Annotated in this window: 19 protein-coding genes and 5 pseudogenes; 10 read left to right on the forward strand and 14 right to left on the reverse strand. The window is 69.6% G+C overall.

The features are described 5' to 3' along the window. Positions 1-74 precede the first annotated feature (74 nt). The gene (locus LRS10_RS07105) at positions 75-854 is read right to left on the reverse strand and encodes an SDR family NAD(P)-dependent oxidoreductase (RefSeq protein WP_257836640.1); all 780 of its coding nucleotides are present in this window, start codon (positions 852-854) and stop codon (positions 75-77) included. 51 nt (positions 855-905) lie between these two features. On the opposite strand from LRS10_RS07105, the gene LRS10_RS07110 reads away from it, so the two are divergent. Continuing rightward, the gene (locus tag LRS10_RS07110; protein ID WP_257836641.1) at positions 906-1,328 is read left to right on the forward strand and encodes a YkvA family protein; all 423 of its coding nucleotides are present in this window, start codon (positions 906-908) and stop codon (positions 1,326-1,328) included. Here LRS10_RS07110 and LRS10_RS24385 read toward each other — a convergent pair. The 5 genes and pseudogenes from LRS10_RS24385 to LRS10_RS07130 all read right to left on the reverse strand — a co-directional run bounded on the left by LRS10_RS24385 (position 1,312) and on the right by LRS10_RS07130 (position 5,321). Beyond that, entirely contained in the window at positions 1,312-1,542 is a 231-nt protein-coding gene (locus LRS10_RS24385; protein WP_308238016.1) for a DMT family transporter, read from the reverse strand. The genes LRS10_RS07110 and LRS10_RS24385 overlap by 17 nt on opposite strands. A 298-nt stretch (positions 1,543-1,840) precedes the next feature. Then, a pseudogene (locus LRS10_RS24390) lies at positions 1,841-2,161 on the reverse strand (EamA family transporter); the annotation flags it as partial. An 81-nt stretch (positions 2,162-2,242) separates the two neighbouring features. After that, positions 2,243-3,094: an SDR family NAD(P)-dependent oxidoreductase gene (locus LRS10_RS07120; protein WP_257836642.1), complete on the reverse strand. Its 852-nt coding sequence runs from the start codon at positions 3,092-3,094 to the stop codon at positions 2,243-2,245. 61 nt (positions 3,095-3,155) lie between these two features. After that, complete coding sequence (locus LRS10_RS07125; RefSeq protein WP_257836643.1) at positions 3,156-4,157, reverse strand: NADPH:quinone oxidoreductase family protein; 1,002 nt, start codon at positions 4,155-4,157, stop codon at positions 3,156-3,158. A gap of 63 nt (positions 4,158-4,220) precedes the next feature. Next, a complete protein-coding gene (locus LRS10_RS07130) occupies positions 4,221-5,321 on the reverse strand; it encodes a hypothetical protein (protein WP_257836644.1) in 1,101 nt (366 codons plus the stop codon). A gap of 135 nt (positions 5,322-5,456) precedes the next feature. Between LRS10_RS07130 and rlmN the strand changes: the two are divergent. From rlmN to LRS10_RS07145, 3 genes and pseudogenes are all read left to right on the forward strand, one after another. Continuing rightward, positions 5,457-6,633 (forward strand): annotated as a pseudogene (rlmN, locus tag LRS10_RS07135) (23S rRNA (adenine(2503)-C(2))-methyltransferase RlmN). 70 nt (positions 6,634-6,703) lie between these two features. After that, complete coding sequence (locus LRS10_RS07140; protein WP_257836645.1) at positions 6,704-7,126, forward strand: DUF350 domain-containing protein; 423 nt, start codon at positions 6,704-6,706, stop codon at positions 7,124-7,126. 4 nt (positions 7,127-7,130) lie between these two features. Continuing rightward, positions 7,131-7,961, forward strand: a complete 831-nt coding sequence (locus tag LRS10_RS07145) for a serine protease (RefSeq protein WP_257836646.1) — start codon at positions 7,131-7,133, stop codon at positions 7,959-7,961. Here LRS10_RS07145 and LRS10_RS07150 read toward each other — a convergent pair. After that, complete coding sequence (locus tag LRS10_RS07150) at positions 7,958-9,658, reverse strand: MFS transporter (protein ID WP_257836647.1); 1,701 nt, start codon at positions 9,656-9,658, stop codon at positions 7,958-7,960. The genes LRS10_RS07145 and LRS10_RS07150 overlap by 4 nt on opposite strands. 61 nt (positions 9,659-9,719) lie before the next feature. Next, a complete protein-coding gene (locus LRS10_RS07155; protein ID WP_308237930.1) occupies positions 9,720-11,273 on the reverse strand; it encodes a response regulator in 1,554 nt (517 codons plus the stop codon). 141 nt (positions 11,274-11,414) lie between these two features. On the opposite strand from LRS10_RS07155, the pseudogene LRS10_RS25005 reads away from it, so the two are divergent. The 4 genes and pseudogenes from LRS10_RS25005 to LRS10_RS07170 all read left to right on the forward strand — a co-directional run. Further along, a pseudogene (locus LRS10_RS25005) lies at positions 11,415-11,600 on the forward strand (response regulator transcription factor); the annotation flags it as partial. Positions 11,601-11,724: 124 nt separating this feature from the next. Continuing rightward, positions 11,725-12,063 carry a hypothetical protein gene (locus LRS10_RS07160; protein ID WP_257836649.1) on the forward strand — a complete coding sequence of 113 codons (339 nt, stop codon included), beginning with the start codon at positions 11,725-11,727 and terminating at the stop codon, positions 12,061-12,063. Between the two features lie 190 nt (positions 12,064-12,253). Then, complete coding sequence (locus LRS10_RS07165; protein WP_257836650.1) at positions 12,254-12,616, forward strand: hypothetical protein; 363 nt, start codon at positions 12,254-12,256, stop codon at positions 12,614-12,616. Between the two features lie 106 nt (positions 12,617-12,722). Next, entirely contained in the window at positions 12,723-13,127 is a 405-nt protein-coding gene (locus tag LRS10_RS07170) for a hypothetical protein (RefSeq protein WP_257836651.1), read from the forward strand. On the opposite strand, the pseudogene LRS10_RS07175 reads toward LRS10_RS07170, so the two are convergent. Beyond that, a pseudogene (locus LRS10_RS07175) lies at positions 13,079-13,690 on the reverse strand (ATP-binding protein); the annotation flags it as partial. The gene LRS10_RS07170 and the pseudogene LRS10_RS07175 overlap by 49 nt on opposite strands. A 113-nt stretch (positions 13,691-13,803) precedes the next feature. Between LRS10_RS07175 and LRS10_RS07180 the strand changes: the two are divergent. After that, positions 13,804-14,649 carry a hypothetical protein gene (locus LRS10_RS07180; protein WP_257836652.1) on the forward strand — a complete coding sequence of 282 codons (846 nt, stop codon included), beginning with the start codon at positions 13,804-13,806 and terminating at the stop codon, positions 14,647-14,649. On the opposite strand, the gene LRS10_RS07185 is transcribed toward LRS10_RS07180, so the two are convergent. Beyond that, positions 14,582-14,845 (reverse strand): DUF6471 domain-containing protein, encoded by a 264-nt coding sequence (locus LRS10_RS07185; protein WP_257836653.1) that lies wholly within the window; start codon positions 14,843-14,845, stop codon positions 14,582-14,584. The genes LRS10_RS07180 and LRS10_RS07185 overlap by 68 nt on opposite strands. A 57-nt stretch (positions 14,846-14,902) precedes the next feature. Here LRS10_RS07185 and LRS10_RS07190 point away from each other — a divergent pair, with 57 nt between their 5' ends. Next, positions 14,903-15,859, forward strand: a complete 957-nt coding sequence (locus LRS10_RS07190; RefSeq protein WP_257836654.1) for an IS1595 family transposase — start codon at positions 14,903-14,905, stop codon at positions 15,857-15,859. A gap of 248 nt (positions 15,860-16,107) precedes the next feature. Here LRS10_RS07190 and LRS10_RS07195 read toward each other — a convergent pair whose 3' ends face one another. The 4 genes and pseudogenes from LRS10_RS07195 to gshB all read right to left on the reverse strand — a co-directional run bounded on the left by LRS10_RS07195 (position 16,108) and on the right by gshB (position 19,596). Further along, positions 16,108-16,632, reverse strand: coding sequence for a hypothetical protein (locus LRS10_RS07195; protein ID WP_257836655.1), 525 nt, complete (start codon positions 16,630-16,632; stop codon positions 16,108-16,110). A 354-nt stretch (positions 16,633-16,986) separates the two neighbouring features. Beyond that, complete coding sequence (locus LRS10_RS07200) at positions 16,987-17,412, reverse strand: hypothetical protein (RefSeq protein WP_257836656.1); 426 nt, start codon at positions 17,410-17,412, stop codon at positions 16,987-16,989. Positions 17,413-17,571: 159 nt separating this feature from the next. Next, positions 17,572-18,489: pseudogene (locus LRS10_RS07205) on the reverse strand (YifB family Mg chelatase-like AAA ATPase); the annotation flags it as partial. 162 nt (positions 18,490-18,651) lie between these two features. Beyond that, positions 18,652-19,596 (reverse strand): glutathione synthase, encoded by a 945-nt coding sequence (gene gshB / locus LRS10_RS07210; RefSeq protein ID WP_257836657.1) that lies wholly within the window; start codon positions 19,594-19,596, stop codon positions 18,652-18,654. Positions 19,597-19,642 lie beyond the last annotated feature (46 nt).

A 19,642-nucleotide genomic window follows, 5' to 3' on the forward strand; every position in this document is an offset into this window, starting at 1 on the left:
GGCGGGCGGCTCGAAAGAAAAAGGCCTCCGGCGATGCGCCGGAGGCCTCTTCGCTGGATAACCTTTGAAGCCGCTTAGCGCGGCGCCATCCGGATCGCGCCGTCCAGGCGCACGTGCTCGCCGTTGAAGTAGCCGTTCTGGATCATCTCCAGCGCCAGCGAGGCGTATTCCTCGGCGTTGCCGAGGCGCTTCGGGAACGGCACCGAGGCGGCCAGCGCCTCCTTCACCTGCGGCGGCGCGCCCTGCATCAGCGGGGTGTTGAAGATGCCCGGCAGGATGGTGTTCACGCGGATCCCGTCGCCGGCCAGGTCGCGGGCGATCGGCAGGGTCATGCCGACGACGCCGCCCTTCGACGCCGAATAGGCCGCCTGGCCCATCTGGCCGTCCACCGCCGCCACCGAGGCGGTGTTGACGATCGCGCCGCGCTCGCCGTCCACCGGCTCCAGGTCCAGCATGCCCTTTGCCGACTTGGCGATGCAGCGGAAGGTGCCGACCAGATTGATCTGGATGATCAGGTTGAACGCCTCGAGCGGGAAGTGCTTGGTCTCGCCCGTCTGCTTGTCACGGCTGGCGGTCTTGGCCGCGTTGCCGGTCCCGGCGCAGTTCACCAGGATGCGCTCCTGGCCGTGGGCGGCGCGGGCCTTGGCGAAGGCCGCGTCCACGTCCTCTTCCGAGGTGACGTTGCACTTGCAGAAGACGCCGCCGACCTCCTTGGCGACCGCTTCGCCCTTCTGTTCGTTCATGTCGAAGATGGCGACCTTCACGCCCTTGGCGGCCAGCGCCCGTACGGTCGCTTCGCCGAGGCCCGAGGCGCCGCCCGTGACGACCGCAGCGACGGATGAATTGAGTTCCATGAGCGCTCCGCTCCCCTATGATAAGGTCAAGTCGGCGAAGGCTTTAGCCCGATGAGCGCCAGTGAAAAAGCGTCACCCAACGTCAATGCCGAGTTCGATCCGTCCGAACCCATAGCGCCGGACCGCGCGCTGGTGCCCTCGGTCATGAAGATCAACGAGGAGCGTGTCGCCAAGGGCTTCTGGCCCAAGATCCGCAAGGTCGCCGCGCGCATTCCCTTCGCCAAGGAGGCGCTGTCGGTCTGGTACTGCGCCAGGGACGACGACACGCCCATCGCCGCCAAGGGGATGATGCTCGCCGCCCTGGCCTACTTCGTCCTGCCCACCGACGCCGTGCCCGACTTCATCGCCGGCCTCGGCTACACTGACGACGCCGCCGTGTTCGCGGCGCTGATGAGCGTCATCGGCAAGAACCTGAAGCCCAGCCACAAGGCCGCCGCCCAGCGAGCCATCGACGACCTCAGGTCGGACGGCTGAGCCTCGCCAGCCGCTGCTCGCGCCAGGTGATGAACAGCGTCGAGGCCACCACCACCCCTGCGCCGGCCAGGGTCCAGACGGTCGGGACTTCGTGGAAAAGGACGAAGCCGGCGCCGGCGGCGAACACCAGCCGGGTGTAGTCGATCGGCGCCATGGCCGCGGCGTCGCCCACCTGCATGCCCTTGATGTAGCAGGCCTGGGTCACCGTCCCCATCACCCCCCATGGCGCACAGCAGGGCCAGGTCCATCGGCTCTGGCCAGCGCCAGGTGAGCACCGCGCCGGGGATGGAGAAGACAAGGCCCAGCGTCATCGCCCAGACCAGCAGCACGGTCGGCGAATGATCCCGCGTCATCACCTTCATGCCGGTGATGGTCAGGGCGAACAGGAACGAGGCCGTCAGCATGGCCAGCGCCGGCAGGCCCACGGCGAAGCCCCCGTCGGCGCCCGGCCGGATCATCAGCAGCACGCCGAGGAAGCCCACCACCGCGGCGCCGATGCGCAGCGGCCCCACGTGCTCGCGCACCACCAGGGCGGCCAGCGGCACCAGCCACAGGGTCCGCGTGAAGGACAGCGCGTTCGCATCCGCCAGCGGCATCTTCTGGAAGGCGTAGAACGACAGGATCAGCGCGATCGTGCCGGCCGAGGAGCGGAAGAACAGGATGCCCGGCCGCGTCGTGTGAAAGGCCGCCCGGCCCTGCCTCAGGATGATCGGCAGCAGCACCGCGAAGCCGGCCGCCTGGCGGTAGAAGGTCTGCAGCGCCGCCGGATAGTCGGATCCCAGGAACTTGATCAGGGTCGTCATCGCCGTGAAGCCCAGCGCCGAGCCCAGCATCCACAGCGCGCCCTGCAGGTTCGGCGTCAGGCGCCGCTGCTCATGCCCCTCGACGATTCCGGCTTCATCGGTCACGGAGGCCTAGCTCTGGGCCGGCTGGAATTCGCCGAACAGCTCCATCAGCGGCGAGGCCGCCGTCTGATCCCAGGAATGCCGCGAGCCCACCGTGATGCCGCCGTCCACCACCAGGTGCTGGCCGGTGACGAAGGCGCTGTCGTCTGAAGCCAGATAGAGCGCCGCCTTGGCGATGTCCTCGGGCAGGCCGGCCTTGGGGATGGGCTGCGCCTTCGGCGCGTTCTCGGCCACGCGGGCGGCCATCTGGTCGGCGACCTCGCGCGGCAGGCCCAGGGAGGCGCCGAAGATCGAGGTGGCGATCAGGCCCGGGCAGATGGCGTTCACCCGGATCTTCTGCGGCGACAGCTGGGCCGCGGCGCAGCGGCTCATGTGGATGACGGCCGCCTTCGCCGATGAATAGGCGATCGGGCCCCAGCCGGCCTGCAGCCCCGCGATCGAGGCGGTGTTGATGATCGAGCCGCCGCCGCGCTCCAGCATCAGCGGCGTGGCGTGCTTGAGGCCGAGGGCGGGGCCGCGGACCAGGATGTCGAACACCCAGTTCCAGCGTTCGGGCTCGAACTCGGCCACCGTCCGCATCATGTCCGAGATGCCGGCGTTGTTGAACAGCACGTCCAGGCCGCCGAACGCCGACTTGGCCAGGCCTGTCGCCGCGGCGATGTCGGCCTCCTGCGTGACGTCGCAGCGGGCGTAGCGGACGGCGCCGCCGAACCGCTGCTCCAGCATCGCGCCCTTCTCGTCCTGGATGTCGGCGGCCACCACCTTCGCGCCCTCGGCGACGAACAGTTCCACCGTTCCAAGCCCGATCCCCGAGACGCCCCCGGTGATCAGCGCGACCTTGCCGTCCAGACGACCGGCCATGCCGCCCTCCCTGATTTGCTGGTTATCATTGATCAGTAGAAGGGCGGCCGCGCCGCCGCAACTAGTCGACCGTCACCACGACCTTGCCCATCGCCTTGCGGCTGGCCAGGTGCTTGATGGCGTCGGCGGCGCGCTCGAGCGGGAAGCGCTCGGACACGTACGGCTTGATCTTGCCCTGCTCGTACATCTCCATCAGCTCGGCGACGCTGGCGCGGTGCCGCTCGGGGTTCTTGCCGACCCAGGCGCCCCAGAAGACGCCCACGATGTCGCAGCCCTTCAGCAGCGCGAGGTTCAGCGGGATCTTCGGGATCTCGCCGGCCGCGAAGCCCACCACCAGGTACTTGCCTTCCCAGGCGATGGAGCGCAGTGCGGGCTCCGCATAGGCGTCCCCGATGGCGTCGTAGATCACGTCGGCGCCGTTCGGGCCCGTGGCCTCCTTGAACAGGGCCCCCAACGCCTTCTGGCTCTCCTTGTCGAACGGACCCCGCGGATAGACCACGCCGGCGTCCGCGCCCTTGGAGATGCAGAGGTCGACCTTTTCCTGGCTCGAGGCCGCCGCGATCACCCGCGCGCCCACCGCCTTGCCCAGCTCGACAGCCGCCAGGCCCACCCCGCCGGCGGCGCCCAGCACCAGCATGGTCTGGCCGGCCTTCAGCTGCGCGCGGTCCTTCAGCGCATGCCAGCTGGTGCCATAGGTCATGATGAAGGCCGCCGCCTCGTCGAAGGGCATGCCGTCCGGGATCTTCACCAGCCGCGCCGCCTCCAGCGCCAGCTCCTCGGCCATGCCGCCCCAGCCGGTATTGCCCAGCACCCGGTCGCCCGGCTTCACGTGGGTGACGCCCTCGCCGACGCTCTTCACGACGCCCGCGACCTCGCCGCCCGGCGAGAACGGGCGCTCGGGCTTGAACTGGTACTTGTCCTCGATGATCAGCACGTCGGGGAAGTTGACGCCGATCGCCTTCACCTCGACGACCGCCTGGCCGGGCTTGGCCTCCGGACTCGCCACGTCCTCGAGGACCAGGGTGTCCGGACCGCCGACTTGCTTGCTCAGCAGGGCCTTCATGAGCGCCTCTCCCAAATGGTGCAGGCGGCGACCCTAGCGGTGTCGAACGGATGTTTGAAGCCGTTACGCGACGAGCACCTCATTGATCGGCCGCCGCAGGGCGCGCGGCAGGCCGGGCCCCCGCCCGAAGCGCACCACCAGGTCGGGTCGCCGCCCTCCCAGGCCGAGCCAGTCTCCGAACGCTGCGCGGGTCGGCGCATCTTCGACGGGCTGGTTCAGGAAGGCGGTCTTCAGGCCCGCCGCGGTCGCCGCCAGCGCGAATCGGGTGTAGGCCCGCCCCGCCTCGACCCAGCCGACCGGGTCGTTTCGCGCGGCCGAGAACACTGCAAGACCCGCGGAGCTGCGCATCTGGCGGACGATCTTGTCGGTCTCGCCCTTCTCCGTGAACGCCAGTTCGAAGGCGACCTCGCCGAGCGCGCGCGGCAGGGTGGGGTTGCCCGAGGCGGCGGCGTAGAGGCCGTCGCCGCGCCGCGCGGCCTCGGCGCCGTCGAAGCGGATCCACTGCTTGAGCTCCAGCCGGAACGCCGCGTCCCGCACCTGGCGAGCGTTGGCCTGGACGATGAACTCGGTCGCCTGCTCCAGCCGGCGGCGGTCCGTCATCATCAGGAGCTCGGCCGCCCCGCCGGCGGCGCCCCGTTCGGCGCCCTCCAGGGCGGCGAGCAGGGCCGGCGCCAGGGGCTGGCCGTCGTATTCGCCTCGGGTCGAGGCGCGCCGCGGGATCGCGGCGGCCAGCGGAGCCTGCGCGGCGGGGGCCCGCGCGAACGCCAGGCGCAGCGCGCCGTCCGGCTCCATACCGGCCAGGACCCCGGCCCACCCGTAATGCGGGGCGGCCTGCAGCAGGGTCTCGGCGGCGCAGCCGAGGCTGGCGAACAGGTGATGGTCGTCGGGATCCACCACCGGCGTCCTGCGCGTCAGGTCGGGACGGATGCGGATCGTGTCCGCCCCGGCTTCGAACCGCCACGGCTGGGTGTTGTGGCTGTTGGCGGCGAGGGTCGCGGCGTGCGCCAGCGCCCGGACCGGCAGGCCGGGGCCTTCGCCCTCGATCAGGCGCCAGGTCCGCCTCACCGCGTCCTCGTAGCGGGGGCCGGGGGCGCAGGCGGCGAGCGGCGCGCCGGCGAGACCGAGGCCGGCGAGCCCGTGGGCGAAGTTGCGTCGCGTGACCATGCGGGCCTCCTGGGGCGCCAATCTGACGGCCGTCGGCGAGGGCGCCTTGACCTGCCTCAATCGGCCTGGCGTCAGCGATTTGGTGACGGGCCGTCTGTCACCTATATTCCCGACCCTCCAGCGAAGGACTTCCTCTTGGGCGTGACCCTCGATCTCAGCCGTGCGGCGGCGCAACCGCTTGCGCCCCGAAAGCCCAACCTGTCCGGCATGACCCGGGCGGAGCTGGCCGCCTGCCTGGTCGAGCTCGGCGTGGCCCGCCCCGAGAAGGCCCGCATGCGCGCCTCCCAGCTCTGGCGCTGGATGCACCACTACGGCGTCGTCGACTTCGACAAGATGACCGACGTCGCCAAGGAGACCCGCGCCGTCCTCAAGGAGGTCTGCACGATCGCCCGTCCGGAGGTGGTCGAGCGCCAGGTGTCGAAGGACGGCACCCGCAAGTGGCTGATCCGCATGGCCCCGGGCATCGAGGTCGAGACGGTCTACATCCCGGACGTCGGCCGCGCCGGCGCCCCTGTGCGTCAGCTCGCAGGTGGGCTGCACGCTCAACTGCACCTTCTGCCACACCGGCACGCAGGCGCTGGTCCGCAACCTCACCACGGCCGAGATCGTGGCCCAGGTTCAGGTGGCCCGCGACGACCTCGGCGAATGGCCCTCGCCCAAGGAGGACCGCCGCCTGTCGAACATCGTGTTCATGGGCATGGGCGAGCCGCTCTACAATCTGGACAACGTCGCCGCCGCCATCGACATCATCGCCGACAACGAGGGGATCGCCATCTCGCGGCGGCGGATCACCGTCTCGACCTCCGGCGTCGTGCCGCAGCTGCCGGAGCTGGGCGAACGCACCCAGGCCATGCTGGCCATCTCGCTGCACGCGACGAACGACGCGCTGCGCGAGAAGCTGGTGCCTCTGAACAAGAAGTACCCGATCGCCGAGCTGATGGCGGCCATCCGCGCCTACCCCGGCCTGTCGAACTCCAAGCGCGTGACGTTCGAGTACGTGATGCTGAAGGGCGTCAACGACAGCCCGGCCGAGGCCAAGGCGCTGGTCCAGCTGCTGCGCGGCATCCCGGCCAAGATCAATCTCATCCCGTTCAATCCCTGGCCCGGCAGCGAGTACCAGTGTTCGGACTGGGCCACGATCGAGCGGTTCGCCGCCGTTCTGAACCGCGCCGGCTACGCGTCTCCGATCCGCACGCCGCGGGGCCGCGACATCCTCGCCGCCTGCGGCCAGCTCAAGTCCGAGAGCGAGAAGCTGCGGGCCAGCGCGCGCCGCAAGCTGGAACAGGCGCCGGAAGCCCCCTCGGCGGACTGATCGAGGGCGCCTGACCTTCACCGTGCGGGCGTGCTAACGGTGGGGCCTCTGTTCCGGGGGAGTTCGCCTGATGCCCACGCCGTCGCCTGAGATCCAGGCCTTCGCCACCGGCTTCCCGATCACCCTGCTGCACATCGCGGTCACGATCCTGATCCTGCTGGGCGCGGCGGCGCTCTACATCCTGCTCACGCCGCACAAGGAGATCGCCCTGATCCGCGAGGGCAACGCCGCCGCGGCCGTGTCGCTGGGCGGGGTGATGCTGGGACTGTCGATCCCGCTCGCGGTCTCGCTGCAGGCCTCCACCAACCTGATCGAGATCGGCCTCTGGGGCGCGGCCACCGTCGTCGTCCAGCTGCTGGTCTTCCGGCTGGTCGACGTGATGCTGCACGGCCTGCCCAAGCGCATCCAGGACGGCGAGATGTCGGCCGCGGCCCTGCTGGTCGGCGCGAAGCTCTCGACCGCCGTGATCGTCGCCGCCGCGGTCACCGGCTGATCCGATGCACTTCCCGCGGCTGCCGGACTGGGTGGTCTACGCGGCCGTCGTGCTCGCGCTGCTGTTCGCGGCGCTGGGGCGCGGCGAGCGCGCCGACGCGCCGCCGCCGCCGCCGCAGGTCGGCGAGCCTCTGGGCGACACCGTCGGCCCGGCCTCGCCCTTCGACCCGTCGGTGGTCGTCGACGTGCCGAACCAGTCCGGCCCCGCCACCGGCACCGCCTTCGCCATCGCCCGCTCAGGCGCCTGGCTGACCGCCCGGCACGTCGTCGAGGGCTGCCCCCGCGCCGCGCTGGTGGTGGGCGAAGGGGTCGGCGTGGCGGCCACGGTCCAGATCGACCCGCGCGGCGAGGCGGCCCTGCTCTTCACCGAAGGCGGCGCCGAGCCCTTGCCGCTCGCGCTGGACGAGACGCTGCGCCGGGGCCAGCGGGCCTATCATCCGGGCTTTCCGCAAGGCGCACCGGGCGAGGCGACCTCGCGCCTGCTCGGCCGCGAAACCCTGCTGGTCCGCGGCCGCGGCGCCCGCTCCGAGTCGGTGCTGGTCTGGGCCGAGACCGGCCGCACGAAGGGCCTGGAGGGTTCGCTCGGCGGCCTTTCCGGCGCGCCGGCCCTCGACGCCCAGGGACGGGTCATCGGCGTGACGATCGCCGAGAGCCCGCGCCGTGGCCGCATCTACACCACCGCGCCCGAGGTGGTGCAGGCCACGCTGGCCGCCAGCGGGCGCAGGTTCTCAGGCGCCGGCGAAGGCGCGGCGCTGACGCCGCAGAACTACTTCTACGAAGCCGACGACCTGCGGCGCAGCCTGCGCGTCGCCCAGGTGGTGTGCCTGACGGACTAGGACTTTTCCGGCTTCAGGTCCGCCTGCCGAGCGGCGACGATGAAGGCCAGGACCACCGCCGCCACGCCGATCACCGCGGAATACAGGAAGAACATCACATACCCCGCGCCCAGGGCGCCTGGCGTCACCTGCGACTTCTCCATGGCGGTGGCGTAGGCCTCGGGGGGCAGCCGCAGAAACAGCGCCTTCAGGCCGCCCAGCGCGCCGCCGGCGTCCGCCGCCGCCGCCGAGCCCTCGACGATGCGTCCCGACTGCGAGGCGATCAGCTTGCCCGGCAAGGCGTAGAGCGACGAGAACAGGGCGTACTGGGTGGCCGTGAACCCCGCCGAGGTCAGGCTCGACATGTAGGCGATCAGGCAGGTGCCCGAGATGCCGCCGGCGACGTTGTCGATGCCGATGGCGACGAACAGGGCCCAGAGCTCGGGTCCCTGCAGCGCCAGCCAGGCGAACGCCAGGTTGCTGAGCGGGCCCGCGAACGCGCCGATCACCAGGGCGCGCATCATTCCCAGGCGGGCGACGAGATAGCCGCCGAGCCCCACGCCGATCACGGTCATGACCACGCCGAACACCTTCCGCGCCTCGGCGATCTCGGTCTTCGAGAACCCGAGGTCTGCGTAGAACGGGTTCATGATGTTGAGCACGAAGTCCGAGAGCCGGTAGACGCAGATCAGCGCCAGGATCAGCCCCGCGACGCCCCGATACCGGCGCAGGAATTCCACCAGGGGCTCGCCGAGGGCGGCGAACAGATAGACGCCCGGCCGGGTGCGCACGCCCGGGATCGGGCAGATGGCCAGGACGATCACCGCCAGCCCCGCCGCCACCGAGGCGAGCTGGACGTACACGCCCTGCGGCTTCATCTCCCAGGCGTTGCGGATCATGTCCGCCGCGTCCTTCGCGCCCTGGGCGCTGAACAGGGCCGCCAGCATCGAGGCGTCGGCCGCCAGCCCCGAGCCCAGCAGCAGCGCGCCCAGCACGAAGATCGCCAGCCGCGCCAGCCATTCGGGCGCCTCGAGCAGGGGCCGTTTGGGCACGCCCTCGGCATGGATCGAGCGGATCGTGTGGGCCTTCTCCCGCGGCGCCCCCAGGACGCCCGCCACCCCGGCCAGCATCAGCGCGGCCATGACGGCGTAGGAGAAGTTCCAGTTGTAGGCTTCGGCGAGCAGCAGCGGGATCGCGCCCGACACCACCATGGCGACCCGGTAGCCCCACTGGTAGGCGGCGGCCATGGCGCCCTGCTTCTCGGTCTCGGCCGCCTCGATGCGCCAGGCGTCGATGACGATGTCCTGGGACGCCGAGACGAAGGCGACGAAGGCGGCGAAGGCGGCCATCAGGCCCAGGTTCCTGGCGGGATCGACGCCGGAGATGAGCCACAGGCCGGCCATCACCAGCACCTGCAGCACCAGCATCCAGCTGCGCCGATGGCCGAGGATCCGCGTCAGGCCGGGCACGGTCGTGCGGTCGATCAGGGGCGCCCAGAGGAACTTCAGCGAATAGGACAGGGTGGCGAGCGCGAAGATCGAGATGACCTTCAGCGACAGGCCGGAGTCCCGCAGCCAGAGCGACAGCGTGTCAAAGATCAGCAGGTTCGGCAGGCCCGAGGCGAAGCCCAGGGCCAGCATCACCACGGCGCGGCGTTCGAAGAACACGGCAAGCGCCTGCCTCGCGCCTCGCTTGGGTTCCGCGGCTTCGGCGGTCATGAATTCTCCGGCGTTCGGTGCCCCCGGCGCCCCGCGGGGGCGCCCACCAGGGCGCCCGCCGTCAGCCGACCTTGGCGCGCGCCGCCGGGTTCGTCCAGCGGGCCTCATGGCCGCAGCCCGGTCCGGTCCAGCGGAGGAGGATCGCGCGCAGTGCGTCCGGCGACAGCGGCTTGACGAGGAAGTCGTCCATCCCCGCGGCCAGGCAGGCGCGGCGATCGTCGTCGAAGGCGTTGGCCGTCAGGGCGACGATGGGCGCGGCGACGCCGTCGGCCCGCATGCGCCGCGCGGTCTCCTCGCCCGAAAGCCCGGGCATGCGCATGTCCATCAGCACCAGGTCGAACACCTGCGCGCGGGCGGCGGCCAGCGCCTCCTCGCCGCCGACGGCGTGCTCCACGGTGCAGCCCTCGCGGGTCAGCAGGGCGCGGGCGAGCAACGCGTTGATGGGGTTGTCCTCCACCAGCAGCACGCGGGCGCCTGGCGCGGCCGCGGCGGCGATCCGGTCGTCGTCCCGGGCGTCTTCGGGCGCGCTTGCGGCGCCGGCGGCGACCAGAACGCGCTCGGACAGGGAGGCTCGCCGCAACGGCTTGATCAGATAGCCCGCGAAGCCGGCCTTGCGCAGCTCGGGGATGCGGTCGCGTTCGTCGGGCGCGAGAAGGACGATGGCCGTTCGGCCCTCGGGCGGCGTGAGCTGGCCGTCCCCGACGAGGGCGGCGTCGATCAGCATGACGTCCTCGTGGCCCGCCTTCTCGAGCACGTCGTCCACGTCGGGCCCGGAGACCGCATGGCCGCCGCTGGCGCGCACCTGCCGGCGGGCGGCTTCGCGCACGATGGCGTTGCCCGAGACGATGACGACGGTGCGGCCCTTGAGGGGCGGCGCCGGCTTCTCGGCCGCCGCCGCGGCGAACGCCGCCTCGAACCAGAAGCAGGCGCCCCCGCCGCCGATCGCGCCGCGCGCGCTCTCCACGCCCACCTCGCCGCCCATGGCCCGGGCGAGACGCCGGGCGATGGCGAGGCCGAGGCCGGCGCCGCCGAGATCGGCATGGCTGGCTTCCGCCTGGGCGAAGGCCTCGAAGATGCGGTCGCGGGCCGAGGCCGAGACGCCGGGGCCGGTGTCCTCGACGGTGAACCTCAGCCGGCCCGGCTCGGGCGCGGTGACCGCCAGCAGCACGCCGCCGGTTTCGGTGAACTTCACGGCGTTGCCGGCGAAGTTCAGCAGGATCTGGCGCAGCCGCCCTTCGTCGGCCCGCACGCAGCCGACGCCGGCCGGCGCCGCCCAGCCGATCTCCAGGCCCTTTTCCCGAGCCCGTGGCGACAGCAGCTCGCACACGCTGCGCAGCAGGCTCTCGACGTCCATCGTCTCGGGATGCAGCTCGACGCGTCCGGCGCCCAGCTTGGCGAAGTCGAGCACATCGTTGACGAGGGTCAGCAGGTGCTGGCCGCTCTCGCGGAGCGCCGCCACATAAGCCTGCTGTTCGGCGGTCAGCTTCGTGCCTTCCAGCAGGCGCGCCATGCCCAGCACGCCGTTCAGGGGCGTGCGGAACTCGTGGCTCAGCGACGCGAGCTGCTCGGCGCTGATCTGGGCGCGGCTGGGCCGGCGCTCGGAAAGGGGTCTCAAGGGTCTGCGCATCACAGGCAGCCTAGTCCCGGAGCGCTTAACGGTCGGTCAAACCGCCACACGTCGACGCGATCTGCGCCAACGCCTCGCGCTAAAGTAGACGGAACGCCAAAGCCGTCGTTTACTGTGGGGGTCATGTCGATGCGGAACGACACTGCCAACCATCCGGCCGAGCTGCTCACCCAGCGCGAGCGCGAATGCCTGCGGCTGGTCGACCAGCATTTGAGTTCCAAGCAGATCGCCCGCGAACTCGGCATGTCCAAGACGTCGGTGGACACCTACTGCGACCGCGCCCGGCGCAAGCTCGGCGTGCCCGACCGCTATGAGGCCGCCCGCCTCGTCCGGCAGCTCGACGTTAACCCTGTCCTGACCGGATCAGGACAGGACGCGATCAGGACAGACAATCCCGAGGCGCCCTGGCTGGATACCCCTGCAACCAACGGGGGACCCCATGGGCGACTGGCAGAACTTCGACAATCGCGCGGTGATCGGACGGGCGCTCCGCCTGCGTCGGGAGATCGACGACTTCGAGGCGCGCTGGCCGGCTCTGGTGAACCGGGAGGAAGCGCTTCCGGGCTTTTCCTGGACCCAGCTGGAGCGGCAACTCGTCGACCTGTCGGCGACGCCCGCCCAGGCGGACATGGCCCGGCACCTGGTTTCCGCGACGCGGAAGCTGGCGCCGTTCAAGCCGCCGGAAATGGTGCTGCGGGAAATCCTCTGTCTGACCTGGGTTCTCCTGGACGAGAACTTCCGGCCGGACACCGACCAGGACTTGGCGTCAATGAGCTAGGCCCTGTCGCGCGGCTGGGCGCCATCGTCGGCGTGGCCATCCTGACGGCCCTCGCGTTCGGCGGGGTGCTCGCCGGGCTCCACGCCCTGCAAGGCCTGGCCGCCTCTTAACCCAACGCCTGAACGGCGCCGAAACCCTGTTTTGTGAAACCTTAGGCGCGCCACGGATCGTGGCGCGATGGAGAGAGCTCATGCTCAAGCAACGTCGTATGGCCGCCGAGCAGATCGCCGGCGCTCTGTTCGAAGCCGAAGCCGCGATCGACGCCGCCCTGGCCAAGACCGCTCATCTCACCGGCGTGATGCCCAGCCTGCGCACCATGGCCGGCGCCTCGGCCCTCATCGGCCAGGACGCCGTCGAACGCGCCAGCCAGGCGATCATGGCCCTCGCCGAGGCGCGCCGCGCCATCGTCGAGACCCACAAGGAACTCAGCGTCGCCCAGAGCCAGGTCGGACTGGGGGCGGTCATGGTCGGCGAACCGGGCGAGAAACCCGCCCCTGTCGTCGGCTACGAGCGGACCGGCGGTCGCCGCCTGCGCACCGTCGCCGCCGCCTAACGCGTTTCCCTTCTTCCGGACTATTGGCATTGTGGGCCCCTGGCGTCGCGCCGAGGGCCCACTCTTGTCGTTTCAGCTCCCGCCTTTCGTCTGGCCAAGCACGGTAATGGCCGTCTGCGCCGTCGCCGCTCTGCGGGGGCGCAACGAGGAGCGACTTGCCGCCGGCGGGCTTCTCGCAGGCTGGGCGTTGACGATGGTCGCCTATCGCTATCAAGGCCACCAGGTCGAATGGGGCATCCTCCTGATCGACGTCGCCTTGCTGGCGCTCCTGGCCTGGATCGCGCTTCGGAGTGAGCGGTACTGGCCAATCTTCGCCGCGGGGTTTCACCTCCTGGCGGTCGTCACGCACCTCGCCCGCAGCGCCGATCCCAGCGTGACCGGCTGGGCCTACATCACCGCCGAGATCATCTGGGGTTACCTGCTGGCGTTCGCGATCGGCTACGGCGCCTGGACCGCGCCACGCTACGCCCAGGCCGGCGATCCGGCCCCCGCCGGCGCGACCCGGCGGTAGATCAGCGCCTCGGCGACGTGGACGCGGCGCACCGCGTCCGACCCTTCCAGGTCGGCGATGGTGCGGGCCAGCCTGAGCGTCCGGGTCCAGCCGCGGGCCGAAAGGCCGCCGGCCTCCGCGGCCCGGGCCAGGAGGGCCGACGCGGACTCGTCGAGCGCCGCGGCGGCCTGCAGCGCGTCGCCCTCCGCGCGAGAATTCAGCCCGCCGCGCTCGCCCTGCAGGCCGCGGGCCCGGGCCACGCGGGCGGCCGCCTCGGCCGTGCCTTCGGAGGGCGGCGGCAGGGCGAGGTCGGCGGCGGTCACCGGCGGGACCTCCACCTGCAGGTCGATGCGGTCCATCAGCGGGCCCGAGATCCGGCCCTGGTAGTCGGTCTGGCAGCGCGGCGCCCGTCCGCAGGCGCCCCGGCCGGGGCCGCCGGCCCCGCAGCGGCAGGGGTTCATCGCCGCCACCAGCTGGAACCGCGCCGGATAGCGCACATGGGCGTTGGCCCGGGCCACCACCATCTCGCCCGTCTCCAGCGGCTGGCGCAGGCTGTCCAGCGCCTGGGCGCCGAACTCCGGTATTATGTAGCAAACGCACCAAGGAAGGTGCGACCGCCGCCAGATGGAGCGGCGAGTATCATCGAAACCGATGCAGCTTCACCATGCGCCGGAGTCCGGCCATGATGCGCCCATGGGTGGGGGGCTATCTGGACTTGTGGCTTCGGCGTGCGTCAGACGACGCCGTCGCGTCCTTCTCCAAGGATTGGTGGCAGACGATCCCCGTCTTCGGGATCGGCTCCCTTCTTCAATTTTCCCTCTCCGGCAGCGCCGCTGTGAAGGAGGAGGCTTCAAGCTTCCTCCTCTACGGCGTGGCCGCCGTGATGGTCTGGGGCACGCTGAAGGTGGCGTTCTTCGCAATCACGGCGCCCTATCGGCTCTGGAAGGATGAGCGCCGACAGGTCCGGCATCTGACGCGGGAGCTTAGCCTCGCCACAGCCACCACCCACTCCAGGCTGCGCGTGGAACCCTCACCGCGAGTGAACTACGCTTGGTCAGAGAAGCAAGTCGAAGGCCGAAAAGGTCTCCTCAGTCCGATCAGGATCGGCTTTGAGGTGACGGTGAAGAACCTCAGCGACGAGCCGCTGTTGGACTGTCAGGTTTGGACGCGCAGCGCGCCAGCGGGCGAGGTCGCGAACTTCTTGACCCAAATGCCGTGGGTGCCAGCTAGCGGCGTCTTCGCCCTCCGTCCGCGGGAGGAGCTTAGCCACCCCCTGTATTGGACCGATCTAGAGACGGACGATCCGCGCCTGTCGTTCGTCTCCTACTACGAGCGCGACGGCCGGTGGCTGAGGGCTGAACATGCGCCGCACGTGATGCCGAACCATATCGTTGAGCTAGAGGTGCGCTCGATGAGCACGCCGCCGACCCGCCTGAAGTTCGTCGCCACGCGCGAAGGGCTCGATAGCAAGCTGGCTAGTCTTCAAGACGAAGAGTCGTCACTCCCATCGCGACAAGACACTGAACGAGGAACGCTCCCGTAAAGCCGCCTCGGCTGATCTTGTTGCGGAGGTTCGCCTCGGTTTCCTTGATACCGATGGCCGCAAGCTTCTCCACCAGACCGGCGTAGCTGATCTGGCGCTTCACCATCTCGCCGCGCAGCAGGCCCTTGGTGTGGGCGACCCAATCGCGTGTCGTCGCATCAGTCATGTTTATCATCATATCCGATGCGAAGGCCATTGACAACGATACATCGTGTCACTAGATCAGATGCAGACGCATCGGATTTGATGACAAATGGCCCAGCACTTCCTCCTCTCCGCCGCCGCTCGCAGCCTCTCCCTGGCGAAGGTGATGCGCATGACGGAAGACCAGGCGTTCGACGCCTTCCGGTCGATCCGCTGGGCTGACACCCAAGGCGATGCGGTCTGCCCCAGGTGCGGCTGCTTCGAGTGCTACACCTACACCGCCCGCCGCATCTTCAAGTGCAAGGGCTGCGGCTCGCAGTTCAGCGTCACGAGCGGGACCATCTTCGCCAGCCGCAAGATGGATCTGCGGGACATCCTGGCCGCGATCGCGATCTTCGTGAACGGCGCCAAGGGCCACAGCGCCCTCCAGCTCTCCCGCGATCTGGACTGCCAGTACAAGACGGCCTTCGTGCTCTCGCACAAGATCAGGGAGGCCCTGGCCGCGGAACAACGCGCCTCCAAGCTGGAAGGCACGGTGGAAGTCGATGGCGCCTACTTCGGCGGCTACGTGAAGCCCGCCAACCGCCGCGAGGACCGCGCCGACCGTCGCCGCAAGGTTCACCAGTCGGGCAAGCGTCAGGTGGTCGTGGTCGCCCGCGAGCGCGACGGCGAGACGCTGACGCACGTCGCCAAGACCGAAGCCGAAGGTGTTCCGTTCGTCCTCGGCAACGTCGAGCCGGGCGCCACCCTGCACGCGGATGAAGCCGGTCACTGGGATCACCTGGAAGCCCGCTACCTGACGAAGCGGATCAACCACAGCGAGGCCTACAGCACCCCGGAAGCCTGCACGAACATGGCTGAGAGCTTCTTCTCGCGCCTGCGTCGCGCCGAGGTCGGTACGCACCACCACATCGCCGGCCGCTACCTGGGCGCCTACGCCTCGGAAATGGCGTGGCGCGAGGACAACCGCCGGATCAGCAACGGCGAGCAGTTCCTGCTGGCCACCAGCTCAGCGCTGGCCCACCCGGTCAGCCGCCAGTGGAAGGGCTACTGGCAGCGGGGGTGAGTCACTGTGTCACGGCGCCTTTTGGCGCCGTTCCTGCTTGACCATGGCGGAACCGGACGCGCCCCCGGTTCCTTAGAGGAACCGCCATGGTCCCGCACCTACGACTCGTCAGTACTACGACCCCGCCCGAGCACCGCGAGCCCGACAACCTCACGGCATTTCTTGCCGCTCTTACCGAGGTGTCTGAGCGCTACGGCATTGCTATCTCGGACGGGGCCGAATTGTACGAGATGGAGCCGGACGACCGGCTATTCGCCTACCACTCGGACGCCGACAGCCGACTTAGCCGGTCCTAGTCGAACCGTCAGGCCGGTATTCGGCAGCGGAATGTGCGACGGCGGGTTCACGCCCCGCGTGGCCCGCAGCTCCGACAGCACCTCTGCCGGGTCCAGGGTCGTGCCGATCATCTGCTCGGAAGACGAACGCGGATTCTCGACCCACTTGGCTCGATAGACAATCAGGCCGGCGCCGATCTCTAGCGCGCGGAGCGCCAGCGCTCGCATGTAGTACATGTTGAACTGGCTCTCAGCGAGGGTCTGAGGCGCGGTCACGGGCACGCGGGCGAACGTATAGCCGCCGCTCGGCTTTCGACGCTCCACCTGCGCCTGGAAGCACCCTTGGATGGCGAGCTGGCCTGAAAGGCTGTCGTCATTACCGCTGCGGGCGGCTTCCAGGAGGAGATCGGGCCAGACGAGGGCGCCGCGCTCATTGAGGTAGTTGCTGATGTAGAGGCCGCGGGCGGGGTCGCTCTTCCCCTCATCAATGTCGGCCATGATCTCCGCGACCATGAGGCGGCGGGTTTCGTTATCAAGGTTCTCGAAGGTCAAAGACACGTTAGTTCACTTTCTGCGGCATCGCCGCGCTAAGTGAACCGGAAGCTTGACAAACAGATCAGAGGCGCCGAGGGTGCCCCTGCAAGTGATCCATCTCCTGCGCCTCCGGTTCGACGGATTTGCAGGAGGCCACCAAAAGATTCAGCCGTAGGGACCCCCATCCCTGCGGCTTTTTTCGTCTGAACAGCCTGCAACTCGACAAACTACGGCGCCGCTCGACGATCTCGGCGCCCCCTAAGATGTCGCAGGTAAATGTCGCAGGATACTTCTAGATATCTGAATATCTTTATTTCACTAGGTGGTGAGAACCCACCCCTTGTACTCCCCAGCCTGCGGGACTTCCTCAACCCACCCCTTCGCCCGCAGCTTGTAGAGCGCCGCGCCGACGCGTTTGCGGAACAGGGTGACCGTCTTGGCGTCGTCAGGCAGGCCCCGACCCGCAAGAATCTTGCGGGCCAGCCACAAGGAAGTTGCGGGCTCTCCGCAAGTTCTCAGCGCGGCCATCACGTCCCGGCGCATCTCGCCCTTGAAGGCTGCGTGCGGGCTCGGAACGGGCTTGGCGCGAGGTAGCTCCGCGTCGGGATCGAACAGCCTGATCGTGTGCTCTACGGCCTCCAGATCGGCCACCAGCCGGGCCAGGACGGCGCGGGTGTGCTCGATCTGGCCGGCTATCTCGCTGTGCTTCTCGCGGAGGCCGGAGACGGTGTTGGGGCGATCCATGCTATGCTCCGGGCGACGGCTCTTAGCTCAGGCGGAAGAGCGCCGGTTCACCCGGAGGCCCCTGTTCGAGACAGGGAGGGCCGTCACCTCATCCGATGAGCAATGCCATTATATCCGGTGACGTTGGTCGCGGTCTTGGTGTGTTTGCTACATAATACCGCCGAACTCGGGCAGCTCGTCCAGGAACAGCACCCCGTTGTGGGCCAGGCTGACCTCGCCGGGCTTGGCCTTCAGCCCGCCGCCGGTCAGCGCCGCCATGCTGGCCGAATGGTGCGGATTGCGGAACGGCCGGGCGCGGGTGAGCTGGCCCTTGGCGATCAGGCCGGCCACCGAATGCACCATCGAGGTCTCGAGCAGCTCCTCGCTGGTCAGCGGCGGCAGGAGGCCGGGAAGACGGGCCGCCATCATCGACTTGCCCGAGCCGGGCGGCCCCGAGAACAGCAGGTTGTGCCCGCCGGCTGCGGCGATCTCCAACGCCCGCTTGGCGTTCTCCTGGCCCTTCACGTCACGCAGGTCGGGACCGCGATCGTCGTCCAGCATGACGCCCGGCCTGGGCGCGGCCAGCATCTGCGTCCCGCGGAAGTGGTTCACCAGCGCGATCAGCGACGGCGCGGCCAGCACGCGGGTATCGCCCGCCCAGGCCGCCTCGGGCCCGCAGGCCTCGGGGCAGATCAGGCCCAGCCCCAGCGCGCCCGCCGCCACCGCCGCCGGCAGGGCCCCCGCCACCGGCGTGATGCGTCCGTCCAGCGCCAGCTCGCCCACCGCCGCCCAGCCGTCCAGCGCGTCCGGCGGGATCACGCCCATGCCGGCCATGATGGCCAGCGCGATCGGCAGGTCGTAGTGGCTGCCCTCCTTCGGCAGGTCGGCCGGCGCCAGGTTGGCGATGATGCGGCGGGCGGGCAGGGCCAGGCCGAGGCCGGAGAACGCCGCCCGCACCCGTTCGCGGCTCTCGGAGACGGCCTTGTCCCCCATGCCGACCAGGAAGAACTTCGCCTCGCCCGAGGTGAACTGCACCTGCACGTCGACGCGCACCGCCTCGACACCCGAGAACGCCAGAGTCACGACGCGCGCCGCCATCCCGATCCCAACCTGTTGTGGTCAAGCCAGACTTATCCACAAACCACAGCATGAAGCCCGGCCCGGATCAAGAACATAAGCGGAACTTTCAGAGAAAGTCAGAGATGTCTGTGGCTTAGGACTGCCTTTTGAGGAGCGCGCGGAACGTCCGCCGCCAAGTCCTCATCCCCGCCGCAGCGCCTCGATGCGCCCCCACATCACGTCCGATGCGTCCACCCCGGTGAACCGCTTCAGCGCGACCGCGCCGGTGGGTGAGGTGACGTTGATCTCGGTGAGGTAGTCGCCGATCACGTCGATGCCGACGAAGATCAGGCCGCGCGCCTTCAGCTCCGGCCCGATGGTCGCGCAGATCTCCCGGTCCCGCGCCGTCAGCTCCACGGGCTGGGCCTTGCCGCCGACCGCCAGGTTGGAGCGGATTTGGCCCTTCTCCGGCACCCGGTTGATCGCGCCCACCGGCTCGCCGTCGACGATCAGGATCCGCTTGTCGCCCTTCGTCACCGACGGCAGGAACTTCTGCACGATCACCGGCTCGCGGCCGATCTGGGCGTGCAGCTCCAGCATGGCGTCGATATTCGGATCGTCGGCCAGGTGGCGGGTCACGCCCGAGCCGCCCCTGCCGTTCAGCGGCTTCATGACGATGTCGCCGTGGCGGGCGCGGAAGTCGTAGATCGCGTCGCGGTCCTGGGTGATCAGGGTCGGCGGCTGCAGGCCCGGGAACCTGGTGACGAACAGCTTCTCGGGTGCGTTGCGCACCTCCCGGGGGTCGTTCACCACCAGCACCTGCGGGTGGATCGCCTCCAGGAAGAAGGTGGTGTCGATGTAGTGCATGTCGAACGGCGGATCCTGCCGCAGCAGCACCACGTCGAATTCCGTCAGCTCGACCTTGCGCCAGGGTCCGAGCGCGGCGTGGTCGCCGACCGTGCGCTGCACCCGCACGTCCCGCCCGCGGGCGAACACCCGGCCGTCCTCCATCGCCAGCTTGTCCGTGGTGTAGACGAACAGCGAATGGCCCCGCGCCTGCGCCGTCTCCATCATCAGGAAGGTGGTGTCGCCCTCGATGTTCACGCCCTCGATGGGATCCATCTGGACGGCGACCTTCAGAGACATGCGTTTCCCCGCTGCGGCTCAGGTCGTTCCGAGATAGGCGGTCCGG

This window comes from Phenylobacterium sp. J426, assembly GCF_024699945.1.
Taxonomy (GTDB): Bacteria; Pseudomonadota; Alphaproteobacteria; order Caulobacterales; family Caulobacteraceae; genus Phenylobacterium.

What these genes read in the sequence shown, in the direction of transcription:
- LRS10_RS07170 (WP_257836651.1), top strand. Translation starts at nt 12,723, where the DNA reads ATGGCCGTCTGCGCCGTCGCCGCTCTGCGGGGGCGCAACGAGGAGCGA.
- LRS10_RS07190 (WP_257836654.1), top strand. Translation starts at nt 14,903, where the DNA reads ATGGCCCAGCACTTCCTCCTCTCCGCCGCCGCTCGCAGCCTCTCCCTG.
- LRS10_RS07160 (WP_257836649.1), top strand. Translation starts at nt 11,725, where the DNA reads ATGGGCGACTGGCAGAACTTCGACAATCGCGCGGTGATCGGACGGGCG.
- LRS10_RS07150 (WP_257836647.1), bottom strand. Translation starts at nt 9,658, where the DNA reads ATGACCGCCGAAGCCGCGGAACCCAAGCGAGGCGCGAGGCAGGCGCTT.
- LRS10_RS07110 (WP_257836641.1), top strand. Translation starts at nt 906, where the DNA reads ATGAGCGCCAGTGAAAAAGCGTCACCCAACGTCAATGCCGAGTTCGAT.
- LRS10_RS07130 (WP_257836644.1), bottom strand. Translation starts at nt 5,321, where the DNA reads ATGGTCACGCGACGCAACTTCGCCCACGGGCTCGCCGGCCTCGGTCTC.
- LRS10_RS07165 (WP_257836650.1), top strand. Translation starts at nt 12,254, where the DNA reads ATGCTCAAGCAACGTCGTATGGCCGCCGAGCAGATCGCCGGCGCTCTG.
- LRS10_RS07140 (WP_257836645.1), top strand. Translation starts at nt 6,704, where the DNA reads ATGCCCACGCCGTCGCCTGAGATCCAGGCCTTCGCCACCGGCTTCCCG.
- gshB (WP_257836657.1), bottom strand. Translation starts at nt 19,596, where the DNA reads ATGTCTCTGAAGGTCGCCGTCCAGATGGATCCCATCGAGGGCGTGAAC.
- LRS10_RS07145 (WP_257836646.1), top strand. Translation starts at nt 7,131, where the DNA reads ATGCACTTCCCGCGGCTGCCGGACTGGGTGGTCTACGCGGCCGTCGTG.
- LRS10_RS07195 (WP_257836655.1), bottom strand. Translation starts at nt 16,632, where the DNA reads ATGGCCGACATTGATGAGGGGAAGAGCGACCCCGCCCGCGGCCTCTAC.
- LRS10_RS24385 (WP_308238016.1), bottom strand. Translation starts at nt 1,542, where the DNA reads ATGGGGACGGTGACCCAGGCCTGCTACATCAAGGGCATGCAGGTGGGC.
- LRS10_RS07200 (WP_257836656.1), bottom strand. Translation starts at nt 17,412, where the DNA reads ATGGATCGCCCCAACACCGTCTCCGGCCTCCGCGAGAAGCACAGCGAG.
- LRS10_RS07185 (WP_257836653.1), bottom strand. Translation starts at nt 14,845, where the DNA reads ATGGCCTTCGCATCGGATATGATGATAAACATGACTGATGCGACGACA.
- LRS10_RS07125 (WP_257836643.1), bottom strand. Translation starts at nt 4,157, where the DNA reads ATGAAGGCCCTGCTGAGCAAGCAAGTCGGCGGTCCGGACACCCTGGTC.
- LRS10_RS07105 (WP_257836640.1), bottom strand. Translation starts at nt 854, where the DNA reads ATGGAACTCAATTCATCCGTCGCTGCGGTCGTCACGGGCGGCGCCTCG.
- LRS10_RS07120 (WP_257836642.1), bottom strand. Translation starts at nt 3,094, where the DNA reads ATGGCCGGTCGTCTGGACGGCAAGGTCGCGCTGATCACCGGGGGCGTC.